Annotated in this window: 23 protein-coding genes; 20 read left to right on the top strand and 3 right to left on the bottom strand. The window is 57.0% G+C overall.

Features of this window, described 5'->3' with window-relative positions; translation table 11 throughout:
* Positions 1 to 7: 7 nt before the first annotated feature.
* The 6 genes from tolR to HW452_RS10150 all read left to right on the top strand — a co-directional run bounded on the left by tolR (position 8) and on the right by HW452_RS10150 (position 5,194).
* Complete coding sequence (gene tolR / locus HW452_RS10175) at positions 8 to 442, top strand: protein TolR (protein WP_224105997.1); 435 nt, start codon at positions 8 to 10, stop codon at positions 440 to 442.
* Positions 435 to 1,661: a cell envelope integrity protein TolA gene (tolA, locus tag HW452_RS10170; RefSeq protein ID WP_224105996.1), complete on the top strand. Its 1,227-nt coding sequence runs from the start codon at positions 435 to 437 to the stop codon at positions 1,659 to 1,661. Before tolR ends, tolA begins: the two co-directional genes overlap by 8 nt.
* Positions 1,661 to 2,947, top strand: coding sequence for a Tol-Pal system beta propeller repeat protein TolB (gene tolB / locus HW452_RS10165; RefSeq protein ID WP_224105995.1), 1,287 nt, complete (start codon positions 1,661 to 1,663; stop codon positions 2,945 to 2,947). Before tolA ends, tolB begins: the two co-directional genes overlap by 1 nt.
* Before the next feature lie 41 nt (positions 2,948 to 2,988).
* Positions 2,989 to 3,534 carry a peptidoglycan-associated lipoprotein Pal gene (gene pal, locus HW452_RS10160; RefSeq protein WP_224105994.1) on the top strand — a complete coding sequence of 182 codons (546 nt, stop codon included), beginning with the start codon at positions 2,989 to 2,991 and terminating at the stop codon, positions 3,532 to 3,534.
* Positions 3,535 to 3,598: 64 nt separating this feature from the next.
* Positions 3,599 to 4,396: a tol-pal system protein YbgF gene (gene ybgF, locus HW452_RS10155; RefSeq protein ID WP_224105993.1), complete on the top strand. Its 798-nt coding sequence runs from the start codon at positions 3,599 to 3,601 to the stop codon at positions 4,394 to 4,396.
* A gap of 33 nt (positions 4,397 to 4,429) precedes the next feature.
* On the top strand, positions 4,430 to 5,194 hold the full coding sequence (locus tag HW452_RS10150) for a YciK family oxidoreductase (RefSeq protein ID WP_224105992.1): 765 nt from the start codon (positions 4,430 to 4,432) through the stop codon (positions 5,192 to 5,194).
* A gap of 68 nt (positions 5,195 to 5,262) precedes the next feature.
* Here the strand turns inward: HW452_RS10150 and HW452_RS10145 are convergent, their stop codons facing one another.
* Both HW452_RS10145 and ubiG read right to left on the bottom strand, forming a co-directional pair.
* Complete coding sequence (locus HW452_RS10145) at positions 5,263 to 5,937, bottom strand: HAD-IA family hydrolase (RefSeq protein WP_224105991.1); 675 nt, start codon at positions 5,935 to 5,937, stop codon at positions 5,263 to 5,265.
* The gene (gene ubiG, locus HW452_RS10140) at positions 5,938 to 6,681 is read right to left on the bottom strand and encodes a bifunctional 2-polyprenyl-6-hydroxyphenol methylase/3-demethylubiquinol 3-O-methyltransferase UbiG (RefSeq protein WP_224105990.1); all 744 of its coding nucleotides are present in this window, start codon (positions 6,679 to 6,681) and stop codon (positions 5,938 to 5,940) included.
* Between the two features lie 205 nt (positions 6,682 to 6,886).
* Between ubiG and HW452_RS10135 the strand changes: the two genes are divergently transcribed.
* Genes HW452_RS10135 through msrA form a run of 5 tightly spaced genes read left to right on the top strand, consistent with a single transcriptional unit; the run spans position 6,887 to position 15,556 of the window.
* Positions 6,887 to 8,179 carry a nucleotide sugar dehydrogenase gene (locus HW452_RS10135; RefSeq protein ID WP_224105989.1) on the top strand — a complete coding sequence of 431 codons (1,293 nt, stop codon included), beginning with the start codon at positions 6,887 to 6,889 and terminating at the stop codon, positions 8,177 to 8,179.
* A 9-nt stretch (positions 8,180 to 8,188) separates the two neighbouring features.
* A complete protein-coding gene (locus HW452_RS10130; protein ID WP_224105988.1) occupies positions 8,189 to 9,019 on the top strand; it encodes a hypothetical protein in 831 nt (276 codons plus the stop codon).
* A gap of 50 nt (positions 9,020 to 9,069) precedes the next feature.
* Positions 9,070 to 10,923, top strand: a complete 1,854-nt coding sequence (tamA, locus tag HW452_RS10125; protein ID WP_224105987.1) for an autotransporter assembly complex protein TamA — start codon at positions 9,070 to 9,072, stop codon at positions 10,921 to 10,923.
* A gap of 9 nt (positions 10,924 to 10,932) precedes the next feature.
* On the top strand, positions 10,933 to 14,934 hold the full coding sequence (gene tamB, locus HW452_RS10120) for an autotransporter assembly complex protein TamB (protein ID WP_224105986.1): 4,002 nt from the start codon (positions 10,933 to 10,935) through the stop codon (positions 14,932 to 14,934).
* A 10-nt stretch (positions 14,935 to 14,944) separates the two neighbouring features.
* Positions 14,945 to 15,556 (top strand): peptide-methionine (S)-S-oxide reductase MsrA, encoded by a 612-nt coding sequence (gene msrA / locus HW452_RS10115; protein ID WP_224105985.1) that lies wholly within the window; start codon positions 14,945 to 14,947, stop codon positions 15,554 to 15,556.
* A 102-nt stretch (positions 15,557 to 15,658) separates the two neighbouring features.
* Here msrA and can read toward each other — a convergent pair whose 3' ends face one another.
* Positions 15,659 to 16,306, bottom strand: coding sequence for a carbonate dehydratase (can, locus tag HW452_RS10110; protein ID WP_224105984.1), 648 nt, complete (start codon positions 16,304 to 16,306; stop codon positions 15,659 to 15,661).
* A 138-nt stretch (positions 16,307 to 16,444) separates the two neighbouring features.
* On the opposite strand from can, the gene gorA reads away from it, so the two are divergent.
* From gorA to hisI, 9 genes are all read left to right on the top strand, one after another.
* Positions 16,445 to 17,827, top strand: a complete 1,383-nt coding sequence (gene gorA, locus HW452_RS10105; protein ID WP_224105983.1) for a glutathione-disulfide reductase — start codon at positions 16,445 to 16,447, stop codon at positions 17,825 to 17,827.
* Positions 17,828 to 18,054: 227 nt separating this feature from the next.
* Positions 18,055 to 18,633, top strand: coding sequence for a diaminobutyrate acetyltransferase (gene ectA / locus HW452_RS10100; protein WP_224105982.1), 579 nt, complete (start codon positions 18,055 to 18,057; stop codon positions 18,631 to 18,633).
* An 85-nt stretch (positions 18,634 to 18,718) separates the two neighbouring features.
* Positions 18,719 to 19,987: a diaminobutyrate--2-oxoglutarate transaminase gene (gene ectB, locus HW452_RS10095; RefSeq protein WP_224105981.1), complete on the top strand. Its 1,269-nt coding sequence runs from the start codon at positions 18,719 to 18,721 to the stop codon at positions 19,985 to 19,987.
* A 69-nt stretch (positions 19,988 to 20,056) separates the two neighbouring features.
* Entirely contained in the window at positions 20,057 to 20,452 is a 396-nt protein-coding gene (locus tag HW452_RS10090; protein ID WP_224105980.1) for an ectoine synthase, read from the top strand.
* Positions 20,453 to 20,760: 308 nt separating this feature from the next.
* Complete coding sequence (locus HW452_RS10085) at positions 20,761 to 21,597, top strand: ATP-dependent zinc protease family protein (protein ID WP_224105979.1); 837 nt, start codon at positions 20,761 to 20,763, stop codon at positions 21,595 to 21,597.
* A gap of 37 nt (positions 21,598 to 21,634) precedes the next feature.
* Positions 21,635 to 23,158 carry an inactive transglutaminase family protein gene (locus tag HW452_RS10080; protein ID WP_224105978.1) on the top strand — a complete coding sequence of 508 codons (1,524 nt, stop codon included), beginning with the start codon at positions 21,635 to 21,637 and terminating at the stop codon, positions 23,156 to 23,158.
* Positions 23,155 to 24,153 (top strand): alpha-L-glutamate ligase-like protein, encoded by a 999-nt coding sequence (locus HW452_RS10075; RefSeq protein ID WP_224105977.1) that lies wholly within the window; start codon positions 23,155 to 23,157, stop codon positions 24,151 to 24,153. The genes HW452_RS10080 and HW452_RS10075 overlap by 4 nt, the downstream gene beginning before the upstream one ends.
* Positions 24,154 to 24,185: 32 nt before the next feature.
* Positions 24,186 to 24,644, top strand: a complete 459-nt coding sequence (locus tag HW452_RS10070) for a transcriptional repressor (protein ID WP_224105976.1) — start codon at positions 24,186 to 24,188, stop codon at positions 24,642 to 24,644.
* Positions 24,645 to 24,649: 5 nt separating this feature from the next.
* Positions 24,650 to 25,117, top strand: coding sequence for a phosphoribosyl-AMP cyclohydrolase (gene hisI, locus HW452_RS10065; protein WP_224105975.1), 468 nt, complete (start codon positions 24,650 to 24,652; stop codon positions 25,115 to 25,117).
* Positions 25,118 to 25,158: the final 41 nt, after the last annotated feature.

Below are 25,158 nucleotides of genomic sequence, written 5' to 3'. Positions count from 1 at the left end.
GTACGCCATGCAAGGTCCATTCAATCGCAGTGGCAAAAGCAAGCCGATGGGGGAGATCAACGTCGTCCCCTTCATCGACGTCATGCTGGTCCTGCTGGTCATCTTCATGATCACGGCCCCCATGCTGACACAGGGGGTCCAGGTCGACCTGCCTCAGGTTTCTTCCGAGCCTATCGATACCCAGGATAGCGACCCGATCATCATTTCGGTGGATCGCGATGGTGGCTACTTCATTACCTTGGGCGAGGACTCGACGTCAGTGTCTCTCGACCAGATGGCCGAACGCGTGGCCGCCATACTTCAACGCCGCCCCGGTACGCCGGTCATGGTACGCGGTGATCGTAATGTGCAGTATGGTCAGATCGTTCTGCTGATGAGCACGCTTCAGCGCTCTGGCGTGGCCAACGTGGGATTGCTTTCAGAGCCGCCGCAAGATGGGTAAGGACAAGGCACAGACCGTCACCGATGCGCCTCGGGACCCGCAGGATGTAGGCTACACGCTGCCCATCATCCTCGCGGTGGCCGTGCATCTGGCTATTATAATATTCAGTCTGATCAACTGGCCCACCAGCTCGGCCGAACCGGATTCGTCTTCCATCGTGCAGGCCACCCTGGTCAGTACCGAAACCTTCACTGATCAGGCGCAGCAGGTAACCGAGCAGCAGGCGGCCATGAACAACAACGCCGAGCCCGTTGAAGAAGCACAGACAAGCGAACCTGAGCCTGAAGCTGAGCCAGAGCCGGATAATCAGGCACAACAGCAGCAAGCCGCTGAAGAGGCAGCCCGTCAGGCTGCCCAGGCAGAGGCCGAGGCGCTGGCAGAAGCCCAGGCCGCCGCTGAAGCAGATGCCCAGCGCCGTGCTGAAGAAGCCGAGCGCCAGGCCCAGGAGCAAGCCGCACAAGCCCAGGCTCGTGAAGCCGAAGCAGAGGCTCAACGCCAGCGGGAGGCGGAAGCGCAACGCGCGCGCGAGCAGGCCGAGGCCCAAGCGCAGCGTGAAGCCGAAGCACAGCGCGCGCGTGAACAGGCTGAAGCCGACGCCAGACGCGAAGCCGAAGCCAAGGCACAGCGCGAACGCGAAGCCGAAGAGCAGCGCCAGCGTGAGGCGGAGGCAGAAGCTGCAAGACAGCGTGAAGCTGAAGCAAAGGCGCGTGAAGAGGCCGCCGCTGAAGCACGTCGCGAAGCCGAGGCCGAAGCGCAGCGCGAGCGCGAAGCAGCCGCCCAGCGCGAACGTGAAGCGGAAGCTGAACGGCAACGCGAAGCCGAGGCCGAGCGACAGCGCAAGGCAGCCGCGGAGGCGGCTGAAGCGGCCATGCAGCGCCAGCTGGCAGGCGAGGCCGAGGCAGCCGCGAATGCTCAGCAGGCTCAACAGGCGGCTAACAGTTTCATCAACATCGTACGCCGCGCTGTAGAGCAGGCATGGTTGATACCGCCTGGAGCAAGCGATTCATTGAGTGCTACGCTTCAGATACGCCTGGGGCCATCGGGTGAACTGCTTGCGGCATCGATTGCAACATCAAGTGGTGACAGTGCTTTTGATCGGTCTGCAATACAGGCTGTTGAACAGGCTGCGCCGTTTGGCGAGTTGAGAGATTTGCCAGCGGATCAGCAGCGAAATTTACGTCAAATCAATCTGCGATTTACCCCGGGGGATGTTCGCTGATGCAAATATTGAGCAAAGTGTGGCTGTTCTGCGCGCTGCTATTCCTTAGCAGTACGGCTAGTGCCCAGTTGACCATTGAAATTACACGCGGCAGCGATCAGGCAGTGCCGATCGGGGTGGTGCCCTTTGCCGGCGCCGAGGGCATGTCGGAAGATATCGCTCAGATTGTACAGGATGACCTTGAGCGTAGTGGCTTGTTCGAGCCACTCGAGCGCAGTGCCATGTTCGAGAAGCCAAGTCAGGCCGACGAGGTCGAGTTTGGTACCTGGCGCTCGCTCGACGTGCGTTACCTGATCGTTGGCCGTGCCCAACCAACCGGTAATGGCTATCAGCTGCAGTTCGAGCTGATGGATATCAGTGGCCAGCGCCGCATGATCGGGGAAACCGTCACTGCCAATGCCAATGACCTGCGCGGGGCCGCGCATTATATAAGTGATCAGGTTTTTGAAGCGATTACCGATATCCGCGGCGCTTTCTCGACCAGCATTGCGTATATCACGGCACAAGGGCTTGGTGACAACATGCAGTTCGGCCTTTACGTTTCCGACGCCGATGGCCATAACAGTCAGCAGGTATTGACTTCGGATCAGCCGATCATGTCTCCCGCCTGGTCACCGGATGGCCGCAAGCTGGCCTATGTATCCTTTGAAAGCGAGCGGCCGGCCATCTATATTCAGGATGTAGCCACCGGCCAGCGCGTGCAGGCAACCTCGTTTGAAGGCATCAACGGCGCACCGGTATGGTCCCCGGATGGTCGGCGCATTGCCATGTCGCTCTCCAAGGATGGACAGCCGGAAATTTACGTGATGGATATTGGCAGCCGTTCGATCGAACAGCTCACCAACAGTAACAGCATTGACACCGAGCCCGCCTGGTCACCGGATGGCCGTAGCCTGCTGTTCACGTCTGACCGCAGCGGTGGCCCGCAGATTTATCAGTACTCCCTGGGCAGTGGTGAAACCAAACGCATAACGTTTACCGGCAATTACAACGCGCGCGCGCGCTATTCACCGGATGGCGAACAGATCTTCTTGATCCATCGCTCGAGCCGTGGATATCAGGTTGCGCGTCAGGATCTGGATGGTGGCCGTCTGGTCGTACTGAGTGATTCAACAAGAGATGAATCTCCTAGTGTTGCACCGAACGGGACCATGGTAATCTTCGCTACCCAACAGGGTAACAACGGGGTGCTGAGTGCCGTTTCTGCCGATGGGCGGTCGTCATTCCGGCTTCCTGCAGCACAAGGTGATGTGCGCGATCCCGCATGGTCACCATTTTTAAATTGATGATAAATGGCAATTATTTCTTTCAGGCAAGGAGTCTGATTATGCAACTTAAGCCGTTGGCTCGCTCATTGGCAGTAGCGTTATCCATCGTTGTGATCGCGGGCTGTTCCAGCACCGGCGGAACCCAGGATGGCGATTCTTATGGAAGCCAGAATGGCAGCAGCATGGGTGCGGGCACATCAGGTGCTGGTACTGGCGGCCAGTATGGTTCCACTACCGGCTCAGGCTCAGGTGCGGGCCAGCAGGCGGATTCGCGTATTCCTGAAGTGCGTACCATCTACTTTGATTACGATCGCGACAGCATCAAGCGCGAATACGAGTCTGCGGTCATGGCTCATGCCCGCTACCTGCGTGCCAACCCCAATGCCAAAGTCGTACTGCATGGTCATACCGATGAGCGCGGTACCCGTGAGTACAACATGGCCTTGGGCGAGCGTCGTGCCCGTGCGGTTCAGCGTTTCTTGAACATTCAAGGCGTATCTCCCTCGCAAATGAGCGTGGTGAGCTACGGTGAAGAGCGTCCGGCTGCCAGCGGTCAGAGTGAAAGCGCCTACTCACAGAACCGTCGCGTCGTGTTCAACTATTGATCGTATCTAGCTACTGATAACGCCGGCGTGCCCAGAGCACGCCGGCGTTATCCATGGAGTTGTCATGAATCACAGTCTCAAACGCTATTTTGAGAGGCTGTGCGGTGCGGGAGCCCTGGTGCTCCCGCTGTCCGTATTGCCCCTTGTAGCGGTTGCCCAGCAGCCTCTCGTCCAAGACCTCTCTTCAGGCGGTTCCAGCGGTTTCTACCAGCAGACCCAGCGCCAGGAAGCCTCCAGCGGCAATCTCGTGCTGTTTAACCAGGTAGAAGAGCACCAGCAGGAAATCCAGCAGCTGCGCGGACAGATCGAAGAGCTTCGCCATCAGCTCGAGCAGTTGAAGCGTCAATCCCAGCAGCAGTATCTGGATATCGAAGATCGCTTGATGAACAGCAGCTCGACCACTCAGATCGAGCAGGCGACTCCCCAAGTCGAGCCCGAAGCGGCTCAGGAAGTGGTGAATGCACCGTCGGCGCGTAACGTCAGCGAAGATGCCCAGGCGGATTATCAGGCCGCATTTGCCCACGTGCAGGCGCGTCGCTTTGATGAAGCGATCAAGGCGTTTGAAGCCTTCGTTGCCGCCCATCCCGATAGTAGCCTGGCCGCCAACGGCCACTATTGGCTAGGAGAGCTTTATGCAGCAGAAGGGCAGTTGAGCGACGCCGATGCGGCCTTTAGCCGTGTCATCGAACAGTTCAACGGCAGCAGCAAGGTGCCCGATGCTCTCTACAAGCTGGGACTCGTCAAGGCACGCCAGGGGGAAGCCGAGCAGAGCCGGGAACTGCTCGAGCAGGTGCGTGATGATTACCCGCAAAGCAGTGCCGCCGGACTTGCCAGTGACTTTCTTCGCCAATCGGCTGGCTGACAATTTATTGGATGCATGAATTCAGGAAAGAGCATGAGCTGCAAAATCGACTATCAAGCGCCTGTCGATCTGCTTGAAAACCGAGTTGTGCTGGTAACCGGAGCGGGTGACGGTATCGGCCGTGCGGCGGCGTTAAGCTTTGCTCGCCATGGCGCAACGGTCATTCTGCTCGGTCGCACCATTGAAAAACTCGAGCGTGTCTACGATGAAATCGAAGCGGCGGGTGGCCCTCAGCCAGCGATCTTCCCGCTCAATTTTGAAGGCGCAACGCTTCATGATTTCGATGAAATGGCCAAGACAATGGATAAAGAGTTTGGCCGGCTGGATGGCCTTTTGCACAATGCCGGTCTACTCGGCCGCATTACCCCCTTCGAGCAGTATGATGCCGAGCTATGGGATCAGGTGATGCAGGTCAACATCAACGGCCCGATCTGGATGACTCAGGCCCTGCTGCCGCTTCTGCAAAATGCCGATGATGCCTCGATCATTTTCACCTCATCGAGCGTCGGCCGAAAGGGGCGGGCTTACTGGGGTGCCTACTCAGTTTCCAAGTTTGCAACGGAAGGCTTTGTCGAGGTGTTGGCCGACGAGCTGGAGAGTCAGACACAGTTGCGTGTCAATACTTTGAACCCAGGCGCTACGCGTACCCAAATGCGGCAAAGTGCCTATCCCGGTGAAGATCCCGCAACGCTGCGTACACCCGAAGAGATCATGCCCACCTACCTCTGGTTGATGGGGCCTGATAGCGCAGGCGTGAGCGGGCAGAAATTCGATGCCCAGCCGCCACGTCAACGCTGACATGCGCGATGATTGCTCAGGCTTCGCGCCTGAGCAATCAGGCCTTTTCTAACTATCTTCGTGAAACCCTATTCATCGTCGTGAAACCCGTTGAGGGTGTCTACCAGCGCCTGACACTCTTCAAACCATAGATCCGCCGGCCACTGCTGGTAATCGTCCTCTTCGCTGATATATCCATAGCCAACGGCAACGGCGGTCATGCCGGCGGCCTTGGCGGCCTGAATATCGCGAACGTGATCGCCAACGTACCAGCACTCGCTGGGCGCAACGCCTAGGCGCCGAGCGGCTTCCCACAAAGGCTCCGGGTGGGGTTTCTTGACGCTCAGGTCATCTGCACAGAGTAACGCACCCGGTAGTAGCGACAACGCATCCAGCAGTGGCTCAGTGTATACGCGGGGCTTGTTGGTCACGATTCCCCACAGCCGCTGGCTGCCTTGCCACTTTTCAAGCCACGCATCCAGTGGAGGAAATACCTGGCTATCTACTGCCACCGCCTTGGCATAGCTGTCCAGCAGAAACTGGCGTGCCTGGTCGTGTTCGGGGGCGCCATGTTCGAGTCCCAGCGCCAACGTCACCAGGGCACTTCCGCCGTTGGAAACCTGGCGACGAATTTGTTCATAGGGCAGCGGCACGAGTCCATGGTGAATGCGCAAGGCGTTGGTCGCCCGCGCCAGATCGGGTGCGGTATCCACCAGGGTTCCATCAAGGTCGAAAAGTATGGCACGCGGAGCGGTAGTCGCCATTTATTGACTCACCTTGCGGCAGTACATCATGTAATTGACCGAGACATCATTGGCGACCAGCCGATAGCGGCGGGTAAGGGGATTATAGGTCAGGCCCGTCTGCTCGCGTACCTGCAGGCCGGCATCACGTGACCAGGCTGCCATTTCAGATGGCCGAATGAACTTGGCATAGTCGTGGGTGCCGCGAGGCAGCAGCTTTAGCACGTACTCCGCGCCGAGAATCGCAAAGGCGTAGGATTTGGGCGTACGATTAAGCGTCGAGAAAAACACGTAACCACCAGGGCGAACCAGCGCGCAGCAGGCGCGAATCACCGAGGCCGGATCAGGGACGTGTTCAAGCATTTCCATGCAGGTAACAACATCAAAATGGCCCGGCTGTTCGGCGGCCAGGGCTTCAACGCTGACGTTGCGATACTCTACAGCCACACCTTTCTCTTCGGCATGCAGCCTGGCAACCCCCAGCGGCGCCTCACCCAGATCGATTCCGGTAACCGTGGCACCCCGGTGGGCCATGGACTCACTCAATATGCCCCCTCCGCAGCCTACATCGAGCACCTTCTTCCCGGCGAGACCTGCGCGCGCATCGATGAAGTCCAGGCGCAGGGGATTGATATCATGCAGCGGCTTGAATTCACTTTTCGGATCCCACCAGCGGCTAGCAAGTGCTTCAAACTTAGCAACTTCTGCTACATCGACATTGTCTTGGTAGCGTCCTGCAGTGCTATCCTGAGGTGTCGCTTGCATGTGTTGACTCCCATGGTCGGTAAGCAAAGGAAAGGAAATTTCCATCCAGCCTGATTATCAGCGCCAAGTGGCGAGTGGCATCCACTCGATCGTTCAGTATTATGGGCATTCTAACCACTCCTGGGTCAGAACGCATAAAAAGGACCATTGTATGAATTTTATGGCGATACCTTCTCGCTTCCCCGACACACAAGGAGCTTGTTAGATGCGTATATTACTCTATGGAAGCGAGCTGAGTGCCGTGACGGCTGCCGCCGCCCTTGCCTGGGTGGGGCACCAGGTCGAATGGTTGCCTCATGAAAGCGCGCCCTGGAAAAGCCTCTCCCAGGTCGATTGGCTGCTTCGCGAGCCTGAACTGATGCCACACATACAGCAGGCCATCGCCGACAAGACGCTAAGACTGATCGAGAAGCTGGAAGAGGCCACGACCGCCGATATCATCTGGCTTGCGCTATCACCGGCCCAGCGCCATTCGGCCAGCGAGTTGCTTCAGTCGCCAGCATTGTCCATTCAGCACGGCAGCGTGCTGGTCAACAACTCAACGTTCCCGGTCGGTGAAACCGAGCGGTTGCACGATCTGATGAAAGCGCAGCACAGCAGCGTTGCGCTACCGGACACGCTTGAAGAAGGGCGCGCCTGGGCATCGTTCACCCGGCCAACACGCTGGCTGCTTGGCTGTGATGATGCCAAGGGCGAGCAGGTGGTACGTGAGCTGCTGCGCGCGTTCAATCGTCGTCAAGAGGTGTTCCAGCCCATGCCCCGGCGTGCAGCCGAGCTTACCAAGCTTGCCATCAACGGCATGCTCGCCACGCGCATCAGCTACATGAATGAAATTGCCGGCCTTGCCGACACGCTGGGAGTAGATGTGGAGCACGTGCGCCAAGGCATGGGAGCCGATACGCGTATCGGGTTTGAATACCTGTACCCGGGCTGCGGGTTTGGCGGTCCCAACTTCTCGCGCGACTTGATGCGCCTGGCAGACGTTCAGTCGAAGAGCGGTCGCTACTCGGCACTGCTTGAGCAGGTAATGGACATCAACGAACAGAAAAAGGAAACGCTGTTCCGCAAGTTGTGGGCCCACTTCGAAGGCGAGCTTTCGGGCAAGACCGTGGCTATCTGGGGAGCTGCCTTCAAGCCGGGAACGGCACGTATCGATCATGCGCCGGTCCTCACCCTGCTGGAAGCGCTCTGGGCTCAGGGAGCCAAGGTGAGACTGCATGATCCAGCAGCCATCGGCGCCTTGCACCAGGTTGTGGGCCACCGGGAGGACTTGCAGACCTTCGACCAGGATCCTTACCAGGCCTGTGAGGGAGCCGACGCCCTGATGCTGGTGACCGAATGGAAATCCTACTGGAACCCGGACTGGCACCGACTGGCATCCTTGCTGAGCGCTAAACTGGTGCTGGACGGTAGAAATATCTACGATCCTGCATTTGTTGCCAGCTGCGGGCTTGCATATCGCGGTATTGGCCGCCGCGCCGATCCAACGTCTTTTTGAGGAAACCCCATGCCCGATTCGACGCCGTCCCAACGCATTGTTCCTGACGTTGATCAAAGCTTGACGGCTCACCATCTACGTCATCGCAAAGGGCCAGCTGTATGGCCACTCTGGCTTGCCGTCATCATCCTCTTTGCCCTTTTGGCGGCGGTGTGCGCGGCGGCCTGGCTTGAACGTGAACGGCTGCTGGGCGAGCTGCACCGGATAAGCGGCGAAGCCTCCAATGTTCATGCCAGGCTCGATTCCGACGATATCGATGTCCAGGATACCATTACGTTCATGCAAGCCCAGATGACCACGCTTTTTCAGGAGCAGGAACAGCTGTCGGTCGCCCTGGCCAATACCCGGGAAGATATCTACGGAATGCTGACCGATCACCAGGAGCAGGGATCCAGTGATGCGCTCGAGCGGGTCAGCGAGAGAATGGATGCGTTCGAAGAGCGCGCAGAACTGCGTGACGGTCAACTGGCAGCCCTTGGCACCTCACTGAACGCGCTGGAGCAATCCGGTACCTCGGGCAGACAAAATCTGGTTGAAGAGCTTGAGCACCTGAGGCAGATTACCTCTCAACAGCTTGCCTCGCTTGAAAATGCATCGAGCACTCTGCGCCAATCGCTGGAAGAGCAAATAAGCACACGCAGCGATGAGGTTGATGAGCGTTTAAATATGCTGGAAACCGAGCTGAATACGCTACAGTTAGAGACAGCAACGGCGCAAGAAGAGCAAATGGCGGAAACCGAGGCACGCTTGAGCGCACGCATCGCAGCGCTTGAGAGCGATATTCGTCAGTTGCGCCAGGCCCAGTTGGCGTTTAGCGCCCAGATCGAGATGCTCAGATAATCTTGAACGACCAGAACAGCCATGATCGCTGAATTTTAGGGATTGAATGTATGGGAAGACAACAGCGATGGCGCATGGCCACCCGTGTAGTCTGTCTTAGCGCGCTGCCATTATGGGCTGTCAATGTATCACTGCCCGCCTGGGCGTTAGAGGCTGCGATCGATGGCGTAAGCGGTGACGTTGAAGATAACATCAGTGCTTATCTGGAAAGTATCGACGAAGAGCAGTACACCAATGTACGGCTGGAAGGTGAAATCCGCAGTCGAACCCAGGAAGCCATGCGTGTTTATGGTTACTACGAACCGGATATCAGAGTCGAGCTGGAACCCGCCGTCCGATTAACGATCGACCCCGGCCCGCGCATCGAAATTGAAGTGCTTTCGATCAATATTGAAGGCGATGCCAAGAACGATCCGCCCTTCAAGGAGGCGCTGGATAGTTTTCCCCTGCGTGAAGGAGAGCCGCTTCGTCATGCCCCCTGGGATAGTCTACGCTCGCAGCTTTCGGGCCTTGCCATCGAACGCGGCTATTTCGACTGGGGGTTTACCGATCGGCGCATGGAAGTACGGCCTTACCTGCAAAGCGCGCGGCTCTACATGGATTTCAACAGCGGTGCCCGCTACCGGTTTGGCAATACGCATATCACGGGCAGTCATATCGACCCCGAGCGTTTGCAGAACATGCAAACCTATGAAACCAATGATCCCTATCTAGCTGAATCGCTCGCAACCTATAACCAGCGTCTGGCCGAAACCGGCTGGTTCCGCTCCGTGACCGTGCGCCCACGCCTTGAAACCGCCCAGGAACTCACCATCACGCCCCTGAGCGGCGGTGACCCCTGGTGGTCTGAAGCGACCGCCAGTCAACCCGTGCGGCCGTTGATCAGCAGCGCAGCACTCGCCAGTGTGCTCATGCTCAACAAGCGAGATGATACACAGTTGCCAATCGATGTGAGTGTCGAGCCTGCCGACCGGCATCAATTCGAGGTAGGTGTCGGTTATGCTACCGATGTCGGCCCCCGGCTGCGTTTCAGCTGGAACCAGCCGTGGATCAACAGTTATGGCCATAGCTTGAACCACGACTTGTATCTCTCGGCACCAGAACAGCGTTTCACGGGGGTCTATAACATCCCCCTGGAGGACCCGCTGCGCGACAGTTACCGCCTCCAGTATGGTATTCGCAATATTGATGATAGCGATACCCGATCATTGGAAGCCGGGGTCGAGCTTGGGCGGCGTTGGCAGTTTGACAACGACTGGGTACAGACGATCTATTTCCGTACAACCTATGAAGACTTCACCCAAGGCGGTGAAGCTGACCAGGTATGGCTGTTCTACCCGGGCATTCAGTGGTCGAGAACCCGTACTCGCCCTCAGCGCTTTCCCCTCTGGGGGGACCGCCAACAGCTTTCTTTGGAGTACTCTGATCGCGCTTGGGGCTCGGATGCCCAGTTCACCCGTGTAACCGGCGATACCGAGTGGATACGCACGATAGGTAATGACAACCGTTTCTTGGCACGCTTGAGCATGGGCGCCATCGAAACCGATGATTTCTCCAAGCTGCCGCCCTCGCTGCGCTTTTTCGCAGGCGGCGATCGTAGCGTGCGCGGCTACTCCTATGAAAGCCTTTCGCCACGTAATGAAGAAGGGCGACTGCGCGGTGGTCAGCAGTTGATAACCTCAAGCCTCGAATACCAGCGACGCGTCAAGGATAACTGGTGGGGTGCCACCTTTATCGATACCGGTGATGCCTTTGATGACTGGGCACCTGATGATCTGAAAACCGGGGCCGGGGTGGGGGTTCGCTGGGTATCACCGGTAGGGCCGATTCGCTTTGATGTAGCGCATCCTTTCGATAACGACGATGCCTTTCGCATACATTTCTCCATCGGTCCGGAATTCTAGGAGCACGCTTTGTCCCAGGTTGAGTCTTCCTCTTCGACGCATCAGCCATACTCTTCGCGCCAGCGCGCATGGCTTGCGCTATGGAGCGTGATACGTCTACTGATCGTCTTGCCCTTGTGGCTGTTTGGCTTGATTGCACTACTGCTTGGGGTGGCACTGTCTCCCTGGGGGACGGGATTTCTGTTCTCTCAAGGGGAACAACGCGGCTTTTTTACCTTCGAGCATCAGCAGGGCGCACTGCTCGAAGAATTCACCCTTCAAGGGTTTCATCTTGAACTGGGCAATGTTCGCGTGGTCATCGACGACTTAGAGCTTACCTGGGCAGATGATTGCCTGCTCTCTAGACGGCTATGCCTGGATACGCTGCGCGTGGACGGCGCGGATATTCGCATCGGCGCCAGCGAGACGGAAACCCCACCCAGTGAAGACAGCACACCTTTCAGGCTATATCTCCCGTTTCCGGTCGAGCTTCGCGCAGTTGCGCTTGACGATGTAACAGTGCAATTGGCCAATGGTACCCGTATCGAGTGGGCCAGTTTTGAAACCTCCGCTACCGGCGAACAGAGCCGCATAGCCTTTGACTCGAGCCAGCTCGATCAACTGAGCATATACCTGCCCCCCTCGGCGGGTGTTCAGCTCACTCAGGATTCGCCCACACCGCTGACGCCTGAAGCAATCGATGGTGCGATTCTGGCAGCCTCTTCACAAGAAGAAGCCATGCAGGCAGTTTCCATCGAGGAAAACATCGCCACACGTGGTCCTGTAGAACTGCCGGACATCATCCTGCCGGTTGATCTCGACATCAGCAATTTGACGGTCAACGACATTCGTCTTGCCGGCGCCTTCGAGTACACCATCGAGCGCTTGCAACTGGGCCTTGTTACGCAAGAGAGTCGGGTAGAGGTGACATCACTGGAAGTACTCAGCGACGATGCAGAGGCCAGCCTGGTGGCAAATGTCGATCTCACCGGCAATTACCCATTGGATGCTCGGCTCGATGCTGTGCTGTTCTTGCCCGACCTGTTTCCCGAGCTCGACGGCGAAGTGCTTGAACTGACACTTTCCGGCCCGCTGGACAATCTGCAGGCTGGGCTGGCCGCCTCGGGCACCGTAACAGCAACGCTCGATGGCAGAATTAACGCGCTGGACCCGGAACTACCTTTCCAGGCACGCCTGCAAAGTGAACGGCTGCAGTGGCCGCTGGCTGGCGATGACAAAGATCAGGCTCCCCCTTATGTGATTGAAGACGTCGATGCTTTCGTGTCGGGTAGTCTTGTCGCCTACCAGGCAGAGATCCAACTGGCCGTCCAAGGACCCGAACTCCCCCTTGCGCAGCTAGCATTGAATGGTCAGGGTGATTTCAGCTATTTCCAGTGGCAGTCTCTGGTGCTTGAGGTAGAAGAGAGTACGCTGCGAAGTGAAGGCAGAATTGACTGGCAAGCCCCGCTGACGGTGGATACCCGAATCCGGTTGGATCAATTTGATCCTTCACATTTTGTGGATCAGATGGACGGCAGCTTGAGCGGGGATATCGAGCTGGGTGTACGCCAGCAGGGAGATATATGGTCTATCGGTATTGCCAACATCGATATAGACGGGCAACTGCGTGACTACCCTTTAACCTTGCAGGCCGCGCTGAATGCCAACAGCAATATGGAAGTGGACATCCACGAACTGCTGTTTACTCAAGGGAATAACCGGCTTGAAGCCTCCGGCCAGGTGAGCGAGCAGGCGATGTCACTAGATGCTGATATCGCTCTACGGGAACTGCGTACCCTTTCTCCTGAACTGGCTGGCACGCTGACTGGTAACGTAAGGGCGACTGGAAGTTTCGCCCAGCCTGAAATCGTGGCAGACCTGGCGGGGCGTGAGCTGCGTTTTGCAGATAACCGCGTCGAGCGTCTTGAACTCGATGCCACGGTACAAGGACTTGATGATCCACGGCTCGACATCCAGCTTGGCTTGCAGCAAATATTTGCCGGTGGCCAGCGCCTGACGGCCGCCGATGTGAATCTGACCGGGCGCCTGTCCCAGCACCAGCTCGAAGCCACTGTTCAAGGTGATCCCGATACACCTCTTCAGCGCGCATTGCTTGGCCTGACGGGACGTTTTGATCAGGCGCGCCAGCAATATCAAGGCCGGTTGACGCCGCTGGAGATCGATTCTGAAGCAGGAACCATCCGTCTGGAATCGCCCTTGGAGTTGAGCTACAACCTGGCAAATGGCCAGGCACGTCTCTCGCCGTTCTGCCTGCGCCGCGAAGAGGGCGGTCTGGTCTGTTCCCAGGAAGTTATCAACGCCTCGGCCGATCAAGGGCGCGCCATACTGACCGTGCGCGAAGTGCCCATGGAAATGCTCGAGCCGTTTTTGCCTGATGAGTGGTCGTTTGAAGGCGCCACGACTGCGGATGCGACGATCGATTGGCGACAGGGCGGTGCGCGCTGGCAAGCCGATGTTCAGCTACTCAGCGAGCTTGCGATTACCGCCATCAATGATTACGGGCAGCCTGTACAACTGCCTGAAATCAATCTGGACGCCCAGATTCAAGCCAACCAGGCCCAGGCGAACACCAACATGGTGTTGTCCTTTTCAGAAGCAGGTGACCTTACGCTCAACCTGTCGCTGAATGACCCCCTGGGCCAGGGCAGGCTTGATGGCGAGCTGCTGGCCAATAACTTGACGCTGGAACCCTATCGCCCGATGGTCATCAACATGGACCATCTTGAAGGTGCGATCGACGGGCGCGTGCAAATTGGCGGCACCACTCGCCAGCCCGATTTGCAAGGGAGCCTGGCACTGCGCGGGTTGCGCCTGCATGGGCCGGATATACCGCTGGACGTGCGTGATGGCGAACTGACGGTTTCGTTTGATGGCGAACAGGGTGATATCAACGGCTTTGTGAGTGCCGAGCGCGGGCGTCTGAATATAACCGGTGATGCCTACTGGCCCTCGGCCGACGATTGGCGTATCGGTGTGGATCTCAATGCTACCCAGGAGCCGCTTCTGCTGGTGTTACCTCAGTTCGGACGCCTGGAAGCGGCACCCGATATCCGCGTGCGCGTTACTCCCGAGCGGCTGCAGGTGCGTGGAAACGTGGACCTTCCCTGGGCACGTTTGCAAGTCGGCTCCCGGTCCTCCTCGGCCATTGAGCCAAGTTCGGATGAAATCATCATTACCGAAAGTGATGACCGTGCCGCAGAAGAAGCTGCTCTGCGTGCGCAAGCCAACGGCGATGACCCCAGCGCCGCTGCAGAGTTGGTCCAGGCGGGTATGGAGCTTGACGTATTGATTACGCTGACCCTGGGGCGGGACATGCAGATCTCCGCCTACGGGCTTGAATCAGGCCTCGGGGGCACGCTGGAAATCCGCCAGGATAGCGGAGGCCTTCAACTGTTTGGCGACGTGAACCTGGTCGATGGCCGCTTCCAGGCGTTTGGCCAGGATCTGCTTATCCGTCGCGGGCAGCTCTTGTTCAGCGGCCCGCCAGCACTGCCTACGCTGGACTTCGAGGCCATACGCAACCCTGACGTGACCGAAGACGACGTAATCGCCGGGCTACGCGTTACCGGCAGTGCCGAAGAGCCCAACGTGATGATCTTTTCCGAGCCGTCCATGGGTGAAACCCAGGCGCTCTCCTATCTGCTGCGCGGCCGCGCACCGGATGCAGGAGGCGGGATGGACAGCGCGCTGACCACGGCACTGATCGGCATGTCACTTGGGCGAACGGGGGGCGCAGTGGGCTCCATCGGCGAAGCCTTTGGTATCGACGACCTGGCGCTGGATACTACGGGCGCAGGCGACGAAAGTCAGGTCGCCTTGAGCGGACAACTCACCGATGATATTCGCATCAGTTACGGTGTGGGAATTTTCTCGCCGATTGCGGAACTAACCTTACGCTATACGCTATGGCGTAACCTATATGTACAAGCGGTATCTGGCGCTAACCAGGCGGTGGATTTGATTTACACATTTTCACGCCGTGGCGATCCCGTCATTTACCGGCAGCAGTAGAGAGGCTTTCATGATCAATCAAGACGGTGGCAACACGCAGCGTACGCCCATTGAAACCGGTGACGTTCACACCATCAACGGCCACTCTCTGAAAGGGCCTTATCCGGAGAACTTCGAAGAGATCGTATTGGGAATGGGCTGCTTCTGGGGCGTCGAGCGGCTGTTATGGCAGCAGCCGGGGGTTTATGTGACGGCAGCAGGCTATGCAGGTGGCTCGACCGAGCATCCTACCTACAAGGAGGTGTGCTCCGGGCGTACCGGTCATGCGGAGGTGGTGCGCGTCATCTATGATCCAGGCAAGACCGATGTCGACACGCTTCTCCAGATATTCTGGGAGCAGCATGACCCCACCCAGGGCAACCGCCAGGGTAACGATATAGGCACGCAATACCGCTCGGCCATTTATACCACGACCGCGGCGCAGCAGCAGGCGGCAGAACAGAGCGCCAAGGTTTATCAGCAGGCGTTGAATGCAGCCAACCGAGGTCGCATCACCACCGAGATCAAGCCGCTGGATACCTTCTATTTTGCGGAAACCTACCACCAGCAGTATCTGGACAAGAATCCCGACGGCTACTGTGGTTTGAAAGGCACCGGCGTTACCTGCCCGATCGGTGGTTAATCCGCTGATCCGGTAGAAGGAGAAAAAGAAGAGCAGAGCATCAAGACGACTACCGCCAAGCGGTAGTCGTTTTTCCTGGCATCCTGTAGCGCTTTAAACCAGTCAGTCGCTAGGCTGAAGGCGGTCAATGCGATAAAGGGTTTCCACCTGATCCAGCCCGGTAACGGTGCACTTGAGATCCTTGACGCGGCCATCACTCAAACCGTAGACCCAGCCATGCACGGAAATCTGTTGGCCACGTTGCCATGCTCGCTGCAGGATTTTAGTACGGCAAAGGCTATTGACCTGCGCCTTGACGTTCAACTCGCACATGCGGTCGATCTGGTCATCAATGGGGAGGTGCTCGAGTGAATGGCGATGATGGTTATACTGCTCTCGCACTGAATGCAGCCAATAATCCACCACGCCACATTCGCCACCGGTCACCGCCGCACGGATACCGCCACAGCCATAATGGCCCACGATCATGATATGGCTGACTTCCAACACATCTACTGCATACTGCACGACCGAAAGTGCATTCATGTCAGTGTGATGCAAGAGGTTGGCAACATTGCGATGGACAAACACTTCGCCGGGCGGCAGGGCAATTATCTGGTTGGCAGGTACACGACTGTCAGAGCAGCCAATCCAGAGATAGTCGGGATTCTGCTGAGCGGAAAGCCGCTTGAAATAGTCGGGATCCTCCTCGCACATGCGTTCAGCCCAGGCACGATTGTTGTCGAGGAGCGTCGCAATAGAGTTAGACATTGAGTCTCCGTTTCATCACTTCGTCAGGTTAGTGTTGGATACATCAGGGGGGAATGGTTTTAACCTTCCCGGTCAGCAAGGTCAATAAGCATACGTGACCAAGGTAGCGGTACGTACACGCATCTACAGGAGTAAAGAATGGTAGCCGATTCCGGATACGAATATGACCTTTTAGTGATTGGCGCCGGCTCAGGTGGCGTTCGCGCTGCCCGTATGGCAGCCGCCACCGGAGCGCGCGTCGCCATCATAGAAGACCGCTATTTAGGTGGAACCTGCGTCAACGTTGGCTGCGTTCCAAAGAAACTTTACGCATACGCAGCGCACTTTCATGACAGTTTTGACGATGCCGCAGGCTTCGGCTGGCAGCTTTCCGAGCCTGCCACGTTTGACTGGAACACGCTGCGGGATAACAAGACCAGCGAGATCAAGCGACTGAACGGCATTTATCAACGCCTGCTGGAAGGTGCCGACGTTACCTTGCTCAATGCACGCGGTGAACTCGTTGATGCGCACACGGTTGCTTTGAAAGATGCCAACGGGGTCAATCATGTAACGGCAAACAAGATTCTGCTGGCGACCGGCGGCTGGCCCTGGGTGCCCGATTTTCCAGGCAATGAGCACGCCCTGGACTCTAACCAGGTATTTGATCTGGCGTCATTTCCAAAGCGCTTTCTGGTCTTGGGTGGTGGGTATATCGCCGTCGAGTTCGCCAGTATTTTCAACGGATTGGGCAGCGAAACCCATCTGGTCTACCGCGGCGGTTTGTTCCTCAAGCCGTTTGACAACGAAGTGCGCGAGTTTACGCGCAAAGAGATGGAGAAGAAGGGCGTCAAGCTGCACTTCAATGCCAATATCGAACGTATAGAAGCCCTGGGCACCGGCTATAGCGTACAGCTAACCAATGGGGAAACGCTCGAAGTGGATGCGGTGCTTGCCGCCACGGGGCGTAGAGCTAATGTGGAAGGCCTGGGCCTGGAAAAACTTGGCATTGCACTCGACGACAGCGGAAAGATACCGGTCAACGAGCGCTTCGAGACGTCAGCGCCCTCCATCCTGGCACTGGGAGACTTGACCAAAGGGCCTGAGCTTACGCCATTGGCAATTACCGAAGCCATGCAACTGGTCGAGCATCATTTCAAGGACACCACACCCAAACCAATTGATTACACGAAAATTCCCACGGCAGTATTCTGCCAACCCAATATCGGTACCGTCGGGTTGAGTGAAGAAGACGCGCGGCAACAGTTCACGAACATACGGGTCTACTCGACAGAATTCCGCGCCATGAAGCATACGCTTTCGGGAAGTCAGGAGCGCACACTGATGAAACTCGTAGTCGACGACGCGACCGATGTCGTGGTCGGCGCCCATATGGTAGGCGAAGAGGCCGGCGAGATCATACAGGGCATTGCAATTGCAGTAAGAGCTGGCCTTACCAAAGAGGATTTTGATCTTACCGTGGGTATTCACCCCACCAGCGCCGAAGAGTTCGTGACCCTGAGAACCCAGACCAGGTCTTGATGCAACCTCATGAAAGCGAGCCGAGTGCTCGCTTTTTTTATGTCTCGCCTTGGGAATAGTTGGACTAAACTCATATCGTTACCTTCGATGTGGTGCCCTGAGCGCCGAATATCAGACAACACATAACACCTCGTTATGGAAAACAGGGTGGTAAATAACATGGTTTTTGAATTGGTAATAATCAGCTGTTATAATGAACAACAAATTCGCTACAGCGAAGCATAACCATGAACACACCTATACAAGCGTTTACCTCATCATCGGATCTTGCTCGTCCTACAGTGGCTGATGCGGTCGTCGGTTTTGTCGAAACGCCACTGTTCATACGCAAACCCAATGCAGATGACGGCTGGGGCATCTTCGAGCTGGTCAAGGCATGTCCTCCACTGGATGTAAATTCTGCCTACGCCTACCTGCTACTGGCGACCCAGTTTCGTGATACCTGCGCGATTGCCACCAACGAAGAGGGCGAGATAGTCGGGTTTGTGTCGGGGTACGTCAAAGACAATGCACCCGACACTTACTTCCTGTGGCAGGTTGCCGTTGGTGAGAAGGCTCGCGGGACAGGGCTTGCCAGGCGGTTGGTGGAAGCCATTCTGGCACGGCCCGAGTTATCTGATATTCACCATCTGGAAACCACCATTACACCCGACAACCAAGCATCATGGGGGCTATTTCGTCGTCTGGCCGCGCGTTGGCATGCACCGCTCAACAGTCGCGAATACTTTTCTACCGAACAGCTCGGCGGCGAGCATGACCCTGAAAACCTGGTTCGTATCGGTCCTTTTCAAATCGATCACTGCTGATCGACACGTCAAGTAACGTAGCTTCGTATAACGTCGCTACCAGCACGCTTTACCAATCAATAATGATGATACATGGAGGTCATTAATGAAGACGCAAACGCTTGAACGCATGGAATCCAACGTTCGTACTTATTCGCGTTCATTTCCGGTAGTGTTTACCAAAGCTCAAAACGCCCGCCTGACGGATGAAGAAGGGCGCGAGTATATCGACTTCCTGGCCGGTGCAGGCACGCTCAACTATGGGCATAACAATCCTCATCTCAAGCAGGCAATGATCGACTACCTCTCCAGCGATGGCGTCGTTCACGGCCTGGATATGTGGACTGCGGCCAAGCGCGATTACCTCGAGACTCTCGAAGAAGTCATCTTCAAGCCTCGTGGCCTGGACTACAAGGTACACCTGCCGGGGCCGACCGGGACCAATGCGGTGGAAGCGGCTATCCGCCTGGCGCGCGTTGCCAAGGGGCGCCACAATATCGTGACGTTTACCAATGGCTTCCACGGCGTGACCATGGGGGCACTGGCCACGACAGGCAACCGCAAGTTCCGTGAAGCTACCGGCGGGATCCCGACCCAGGGCGCAAGCTTTCTGCCTTATGATGGCTACATGGGCGAGCATGCTGATACGCTGGATTATTTCGAAAAACTTCTCAAGGACAACTCGGGGGGGCTGGATATTCCTGCCGGGGTCATCGTTGAAACGGTGCAAGGCGAGGGCGGTATCAACGTAGCCGGCATCGAATGGCTGAAACGCCTGGCGTCCATCTGTCAGACGCACGATATCTTGCTCATCGTGGATGATATTCAGGCTGGCTGCGGACGTACCGGTAAATTCTTCAGCTTCGAGCACGCGGGCATCAAACCCGACATCGTCACCAACTCAAAGTCGCTCTCCGGTTTCGGCTTGCCGTTCGCCCACGTTTTGATGCGCCCCGAGCTGGATCAATGGAAACCGGGTCAGTACAACGGTACTTTCCGCGGCTTCAACCTTGCCATGGTCACGGCCACGGCAGCGCTGAAAAAGTACTGGTCCAACGACACGTTCGAGCGTGATATCCAGCGCAAGGCACGCATTGTCGAAGAGCGCTTTCAGAAGCTCGCTGCACTGCTGAGCGAACACGGCATGCCGGCAACCGAGCGCGGCCGCGGTCTGATGCGTGGCATCGATGTAGGGTCTGGCGATATTGCCGACAAGATTACAGGAAAAGCGTTTGAAAACGGCCTCGTGATTGAAACCAGCGGCCCTGAAGGTGAAGTCGTCAAATGTCTGTGCCCGCTGACCATTACCGATGAAGACCTGCTTGAAGCGCTGGATATTCTCGAAGCAGCGGTAACATCCGTTGCAAATGGTTGATTGTGCCAAGCGCCACGTAAGTGGATATCTGGTGGCTCATTTGACAGCCGCCCTGTAACGGAGTGATTTATGATTGTTCGCAACCTTGATGAAGCGCGTAAGACTGACCGCCTGGTGACGGCGGAGAATGGCAACTGGGACAGCACACGCCTGGTACTGGCGGAAGACAATGCAGGTTTTTCATTTCACATCACGCGCATATTCCCAGGTACAGAGACGCATATTCAGTACAAGCACCACTATGAAGCCGTCTTCTGCTATGAAGGTGAAGGCGAAGTGGAAACGCTGGCAGATGGCAAGATCTGGCCAATCAAGGCGGGCGATATCTATCTGCTCGACAAGCACGATGAGCATCTCCTGCGCGGCAAGGAAAAAGGCATGACGGTTGCCTGCGTCTTTACACCGGCGCTCACCGGCAAGGAAGTGCACCGGGAAGACGGTTCCTATGCACCTTCAGAAGCGTAAAGGTTAACCAATCATCGAAAGCAGCTTGCCAATGGCAAGCTGCTTTTTTATGCGATAAACCGGGAGGTAGACGCGTGAATGATCGAGCCGACATCAGACTTAACAACGTGCGTATCAGTGCTTGCTTAAGCAGGTAGGTGTCAAGTAGTCTGCCGACGTGGTTGGTTCAAGATCCCTGTCTGGTGTTCGCATAATATATATTATGTTAAATAGAGTGGTATATAACATTTAACATGCTGTTATCGCGTTGGACAACCGGACTCGCTTCTCCTTATCATTCCTTTTTTATTTCAAGGGTGTCCTTCGTTATGCGTTCAGGTGTCTTGTGGCTAATGGCTGGTTTATCACTTCTATTTTCAGGTTGCGCCCTGCAGCAACCCGAACCCAATGAACCGCCACCGCTTAGCGAAACGGCGTTCACTGCCCGAATGCTCGAACTCCAGGACTCCCTGTCTCAACAATGCAATGCAGCCACCCAGCATCAACAGCAACAACTCACTCAGCAGCAATCGCTGACGGCGGACGTGCGTGAGGTCGGCAGCCTGCTGCGCTTGATGCGTAGTGACATCCAGGAACTGGAAGCGCGCGGTGAAGACCCCATCATCATCCGCGAAGAGTGTGAGATTCCCGATGCGCTGGATACCAAGACCATCATGGGCCGCAGCGAGTGGGTAGGTTTTCCGGGTATTGGTACTTACTTGAAGGCGCGAGTCGATTCCGGCGCCAATACCTCTTCGCTTTCCGCTTCCGACATCACTCGTTTCGAGCGGGATGGCGAAGACTGGGTTCGCTTCAAGCTGGCACTCAACGAAAATGACACGGTGGTCGAGTCGCTGCGCAACGAATGGATCGAAGCGCCGGTGGATCGCCGCGTACGCATCGTTCAAGCATCGGGTGAAGAGTCGCGTCCGGTGATTTCACTGCTGATGACCCTGGGCCCTATTCGTGAAAATGTTCAGTTCACGCTCAATGATCGCACCCACCTGGATTTCCCGGTGCTGCTGGGCCGGCGATTCCTAATGGATATCGCAGTAATCGACGTCGCGCAGGCTTATATGCATGAGCGCCCGGAATTCCCTGGCGGCGAGCCCGCAGATCAAGCCGCTGAAGATGAAGTGGCTGATCAAGAAGATACCGAAGAGTAACCGAGCCCCCTGCTGCTTTCCGCTGAAAGGAATTTTCATGTCCCGGCTTCCGTTTTATATCATCGTGGGTTTACTGCTGGTGGCAGGTATTGCCACTAGCGTGCACAGACATCTCCAGTTTGAAATACCGTGGGTACCAGGCGAGCAGCGTCAGGTATGGGAAGTCGAAGCCGTTATCAACTTCAACGCGCAAAACGGCCCTGTCGAGGTCGACCTGGCACTTCCCTCGCATCAGAAAGGCTTTCGCGTTCTGACTGAAAACACCGCGTCTTCAGGTTACGGGCTGGCTTACCAGGCCGACGAACTTGGCCGCCAGGCGCAATGGACCATTCGCGAGGCGGCCGGCAGCCAACAACTTTACTACTCCGTTCAGATGCTGGTGTCACCGGATGCCCGTCCACCGGTGCAAGTTCCACCTGGGCTGACATCGGCAACGCCCTGGGAAAGCCCCTATGACTCCGCCGCCAGCCAACTGATTGACCGGGCGTGGTCACGCAGCGCCAATAACGCGACCTTTGCGCGTGAGCTGATTCTCGATGTCAACGGTGAGCGTCAGGGGGAAAATGCCCGCCTGCTGCTTACCCAGGAGACACCTTCTGCGTTGATCGTTCGTCTGCTGAACCAGGCCGGCGTGCAGGCCCGGGAAGTAAGCGGCCTGGTACTGGAAGATGGCCGCCGCCGCCAGTCGCTCAGCAGCTGGATCCAGGTATTCGATGAGCCTGCCAACGAGTGGGCGCTGTTCAATCCCGTAACCGGCGAGCAAGGCCAACCCGACAACCTGCTGCTGTGGGAAACCGGTGGCCGGGCGGTGCTCGAAGTTCAGGGCGGTACCAATTCCCGGGTCAGCTTCTCCATGCTGACACACCACCAGCCCGCCTCGGCCGCGGTGCGTAATCATTACTCTGAAGATACCTTGATCAACTTCTCGATCCACAGCTTGCCCCTGGAAGAGCAGGCGCTTTTCCAGACCATCCTGCTGATTCCCATCGGTGCGCTGGTAGTGGTGTTTCTGCGCGTACTGGTGGGTATCAAGACCTCGGGCACGTTCATGCCGGTATTGATCGCCCTCGCCTTCATACAGACCACCCTGCCGACTGGCCTGATTGGCTTTCTGTTGATCGTGTCTGTAGGGTTGATCATTCGTAACTACCTGTCGTACTTGAACCTTCTACTGGTAGCCAGGGTTTCAGCGGTCATCATAACGGTTATTGCCATCATTTCGATATTTACCGTTCTGGCCTACCGCATGGGGCTGAGCGCCGGCCTTACGGTCACGTTCTTCCCGATGATCATTCTGGCCTGGACCATCGAGCGGATGTCGATTCTCTGGGAGGAGGAAGGCCCCAAGCAGGTACTGATTCAGGGCGGCGGTAGCCTACTGACAGCGGTGCTCGCCTATCTCGCCATGAACAACCCTTGGGTACGCCACATTACCTTCAACTTCCTGGGCGTTCAGCTGATCCTGATGGCCTTGATTCTGCTGCTGGGCAACTACACCGGCTACCGCTTGCTGGAACTGCGCCGCTTCAAGCCGATTACCGACGATGAGAAACCGTCATGAGCTGGTTCAAGGACTGGACGTGGCCAAGCCGCCTGCAGGATAAAGGCATCATCGGCATGAACCGTCGCAACATCCGTTATATCGGACGTTACAACTCACGCCGCCTTTACCCGCTGGTGGATGACAAGCTGAAGACCAAGCTGCTGGCCCAGCAGTACGGCATCACCACGCCCCAATTGATTGGCACGGTGTCCACCCAGTTCGGCGTCAAGCACATTGGCGATATGCTGACGGGGCACAACGGCTTCGTGATCAAGCCGGCCAAGGGGAGCGGTGGCAAGGGCATTCTGGTCATCGAGAAAGTGGTGGATAACCAGTTCGTAAAACCCAGCGGTGCGCACTTGAGCCTTGAAGATGTGGAGCGCCACGTTTCCAACATTCTATCAGGGCTCTACTCCCTGGGCGGCTCGCCGGACGTTGCCCTGATCGAGACGCTGATCAACTTCGATGAAAGCTTGATGGCCTATACCTATGAAGGCGTTCCCGACATCCGGGTAATCGTGTTCAAGGGCTATCCCGTGATGGCCATGATGCGCCTTTCGACGGCAGCTTCCGATGGCAAGGCCAACTTGCACCAAGGGGCGGTAGGCGTGGGTCTCAACATTGCTACTGGGGAGGCGCTGCGTGGGGTACAGTTCGACCGGCCCTGCTTCAGCCACCCGGATACGGGCCATGATCTGGCTAGCCTGGTCGTTCCGCAGTGGGATACGCTGCTGAATCTCGCGGCTGGCTGCTATGAAATGACAGGGCTTGGCTATCTGGGAACCGACATGGTGCTGGATCGTCAGCACGGCCCGATGCTGCTCGAGCTCAATGCCCGCCCGGGCCTTGCCATCCAGATGACCAATGGCGAAGGACTACGCCGCCGGCTTGACCTGATCGAGCGGCAGCCGGACGGCGTTTCAGCAGCCAAGCGGGTTGCCTTTGCCCAGCATCACTTTGCCCGCAAGAGCGAGCTGGTCGAAACGCCTGACACCGTTACGGCAAGCGCGTAGACTAAGGCTCAAGATGTTCAACGGGTACCCTAATGACTGAAGCGAATACGCTACTTCAACAAGCGGAATCACAGTGCCATAGCCGCGGCGTCCGGTTTACGCCCATTCGCCGCCGGGTACTTGAGCTGATTGCCAGAAATGGCGGAGGTTTGAAAGCTTATGATCTCTTGGACAAGCTTTCGACCGAGCACGCGGCCGCGCGCCCGCCTACCGTCTACCGTGCCCTTGAGTTCCTTATCGACCAGGGACTGGTGCATCGCATCGAATCGCAGAACGCTTATGTCGCCTGCGCTTGCCCTGAGCATATTCACGGTTTTCAACTGCTGATCTGCCGCCAGTGTGGCTATGTCGAAGAGCTGCACCTGGATGAAGTGGGCGACCAGCTGGCGGCGTTCGCCAAACGCCAGGGGTTCAGCGTCGAGCGGCAGACCATCGAGCTGCAAGGTCTTTGCCAGAACTGCCGAGCTGCCGGCAAGAAAGAGAGTGAGTAACAGGCATGTCCCGTTTTGATCAACTCCCCCCACGCGAGCTTTTCAAGGCGCTCGAGAGCGCCACACCTGACGATACCCTGCCGGGTATGTCCGCCCTGCTTGAGGCCGTGCATTTCAATGCAGACGGCCTGCTGCCCGCCATCGCCCAGCAGCACGATACAAAAGAGGTGCTGATGATGGCATGGATGAACCGAGAAGCACTTGAAGAAACGCTGGCAACCCAGCGGGTCTGCTACTATTCGCGCTCACGCAAAACGCTCTGGCGCAAGGGCGAATCTTCAGGGCAACAGCAGCACCTCAAGGCCGCTGCGCTCGACTGTGATGGAGATACGCTCTTGCTGCAGGTCGAACAGACAGGCCCGGCCTGCCATACCGGTCGGCGCAGCTGTTTCTATCTATCGCTGACTGGTGAGCAGGCGCATGTCAACAGCAAGCCGCTGATTGACCCTGCCGAGCTTTACGGTCAAACGTAGTGCTTGCCCGAGGATGGCTCGCAACGATCCGCTTTACTGGA

The organism is Vreelandella aquamarina, assembly GCF_020075495.1.
GTDB classification, from domain to species: Bacteria; Pseudomonadota; Gammaproteobacteria; order Pseudomonadales; family Halomonadaceae; genus Vreelandella; species Vreelandella aquamarina_A.
This window is presented reverse-complemented; position numbering and strand designations above follow the sequence as displayed.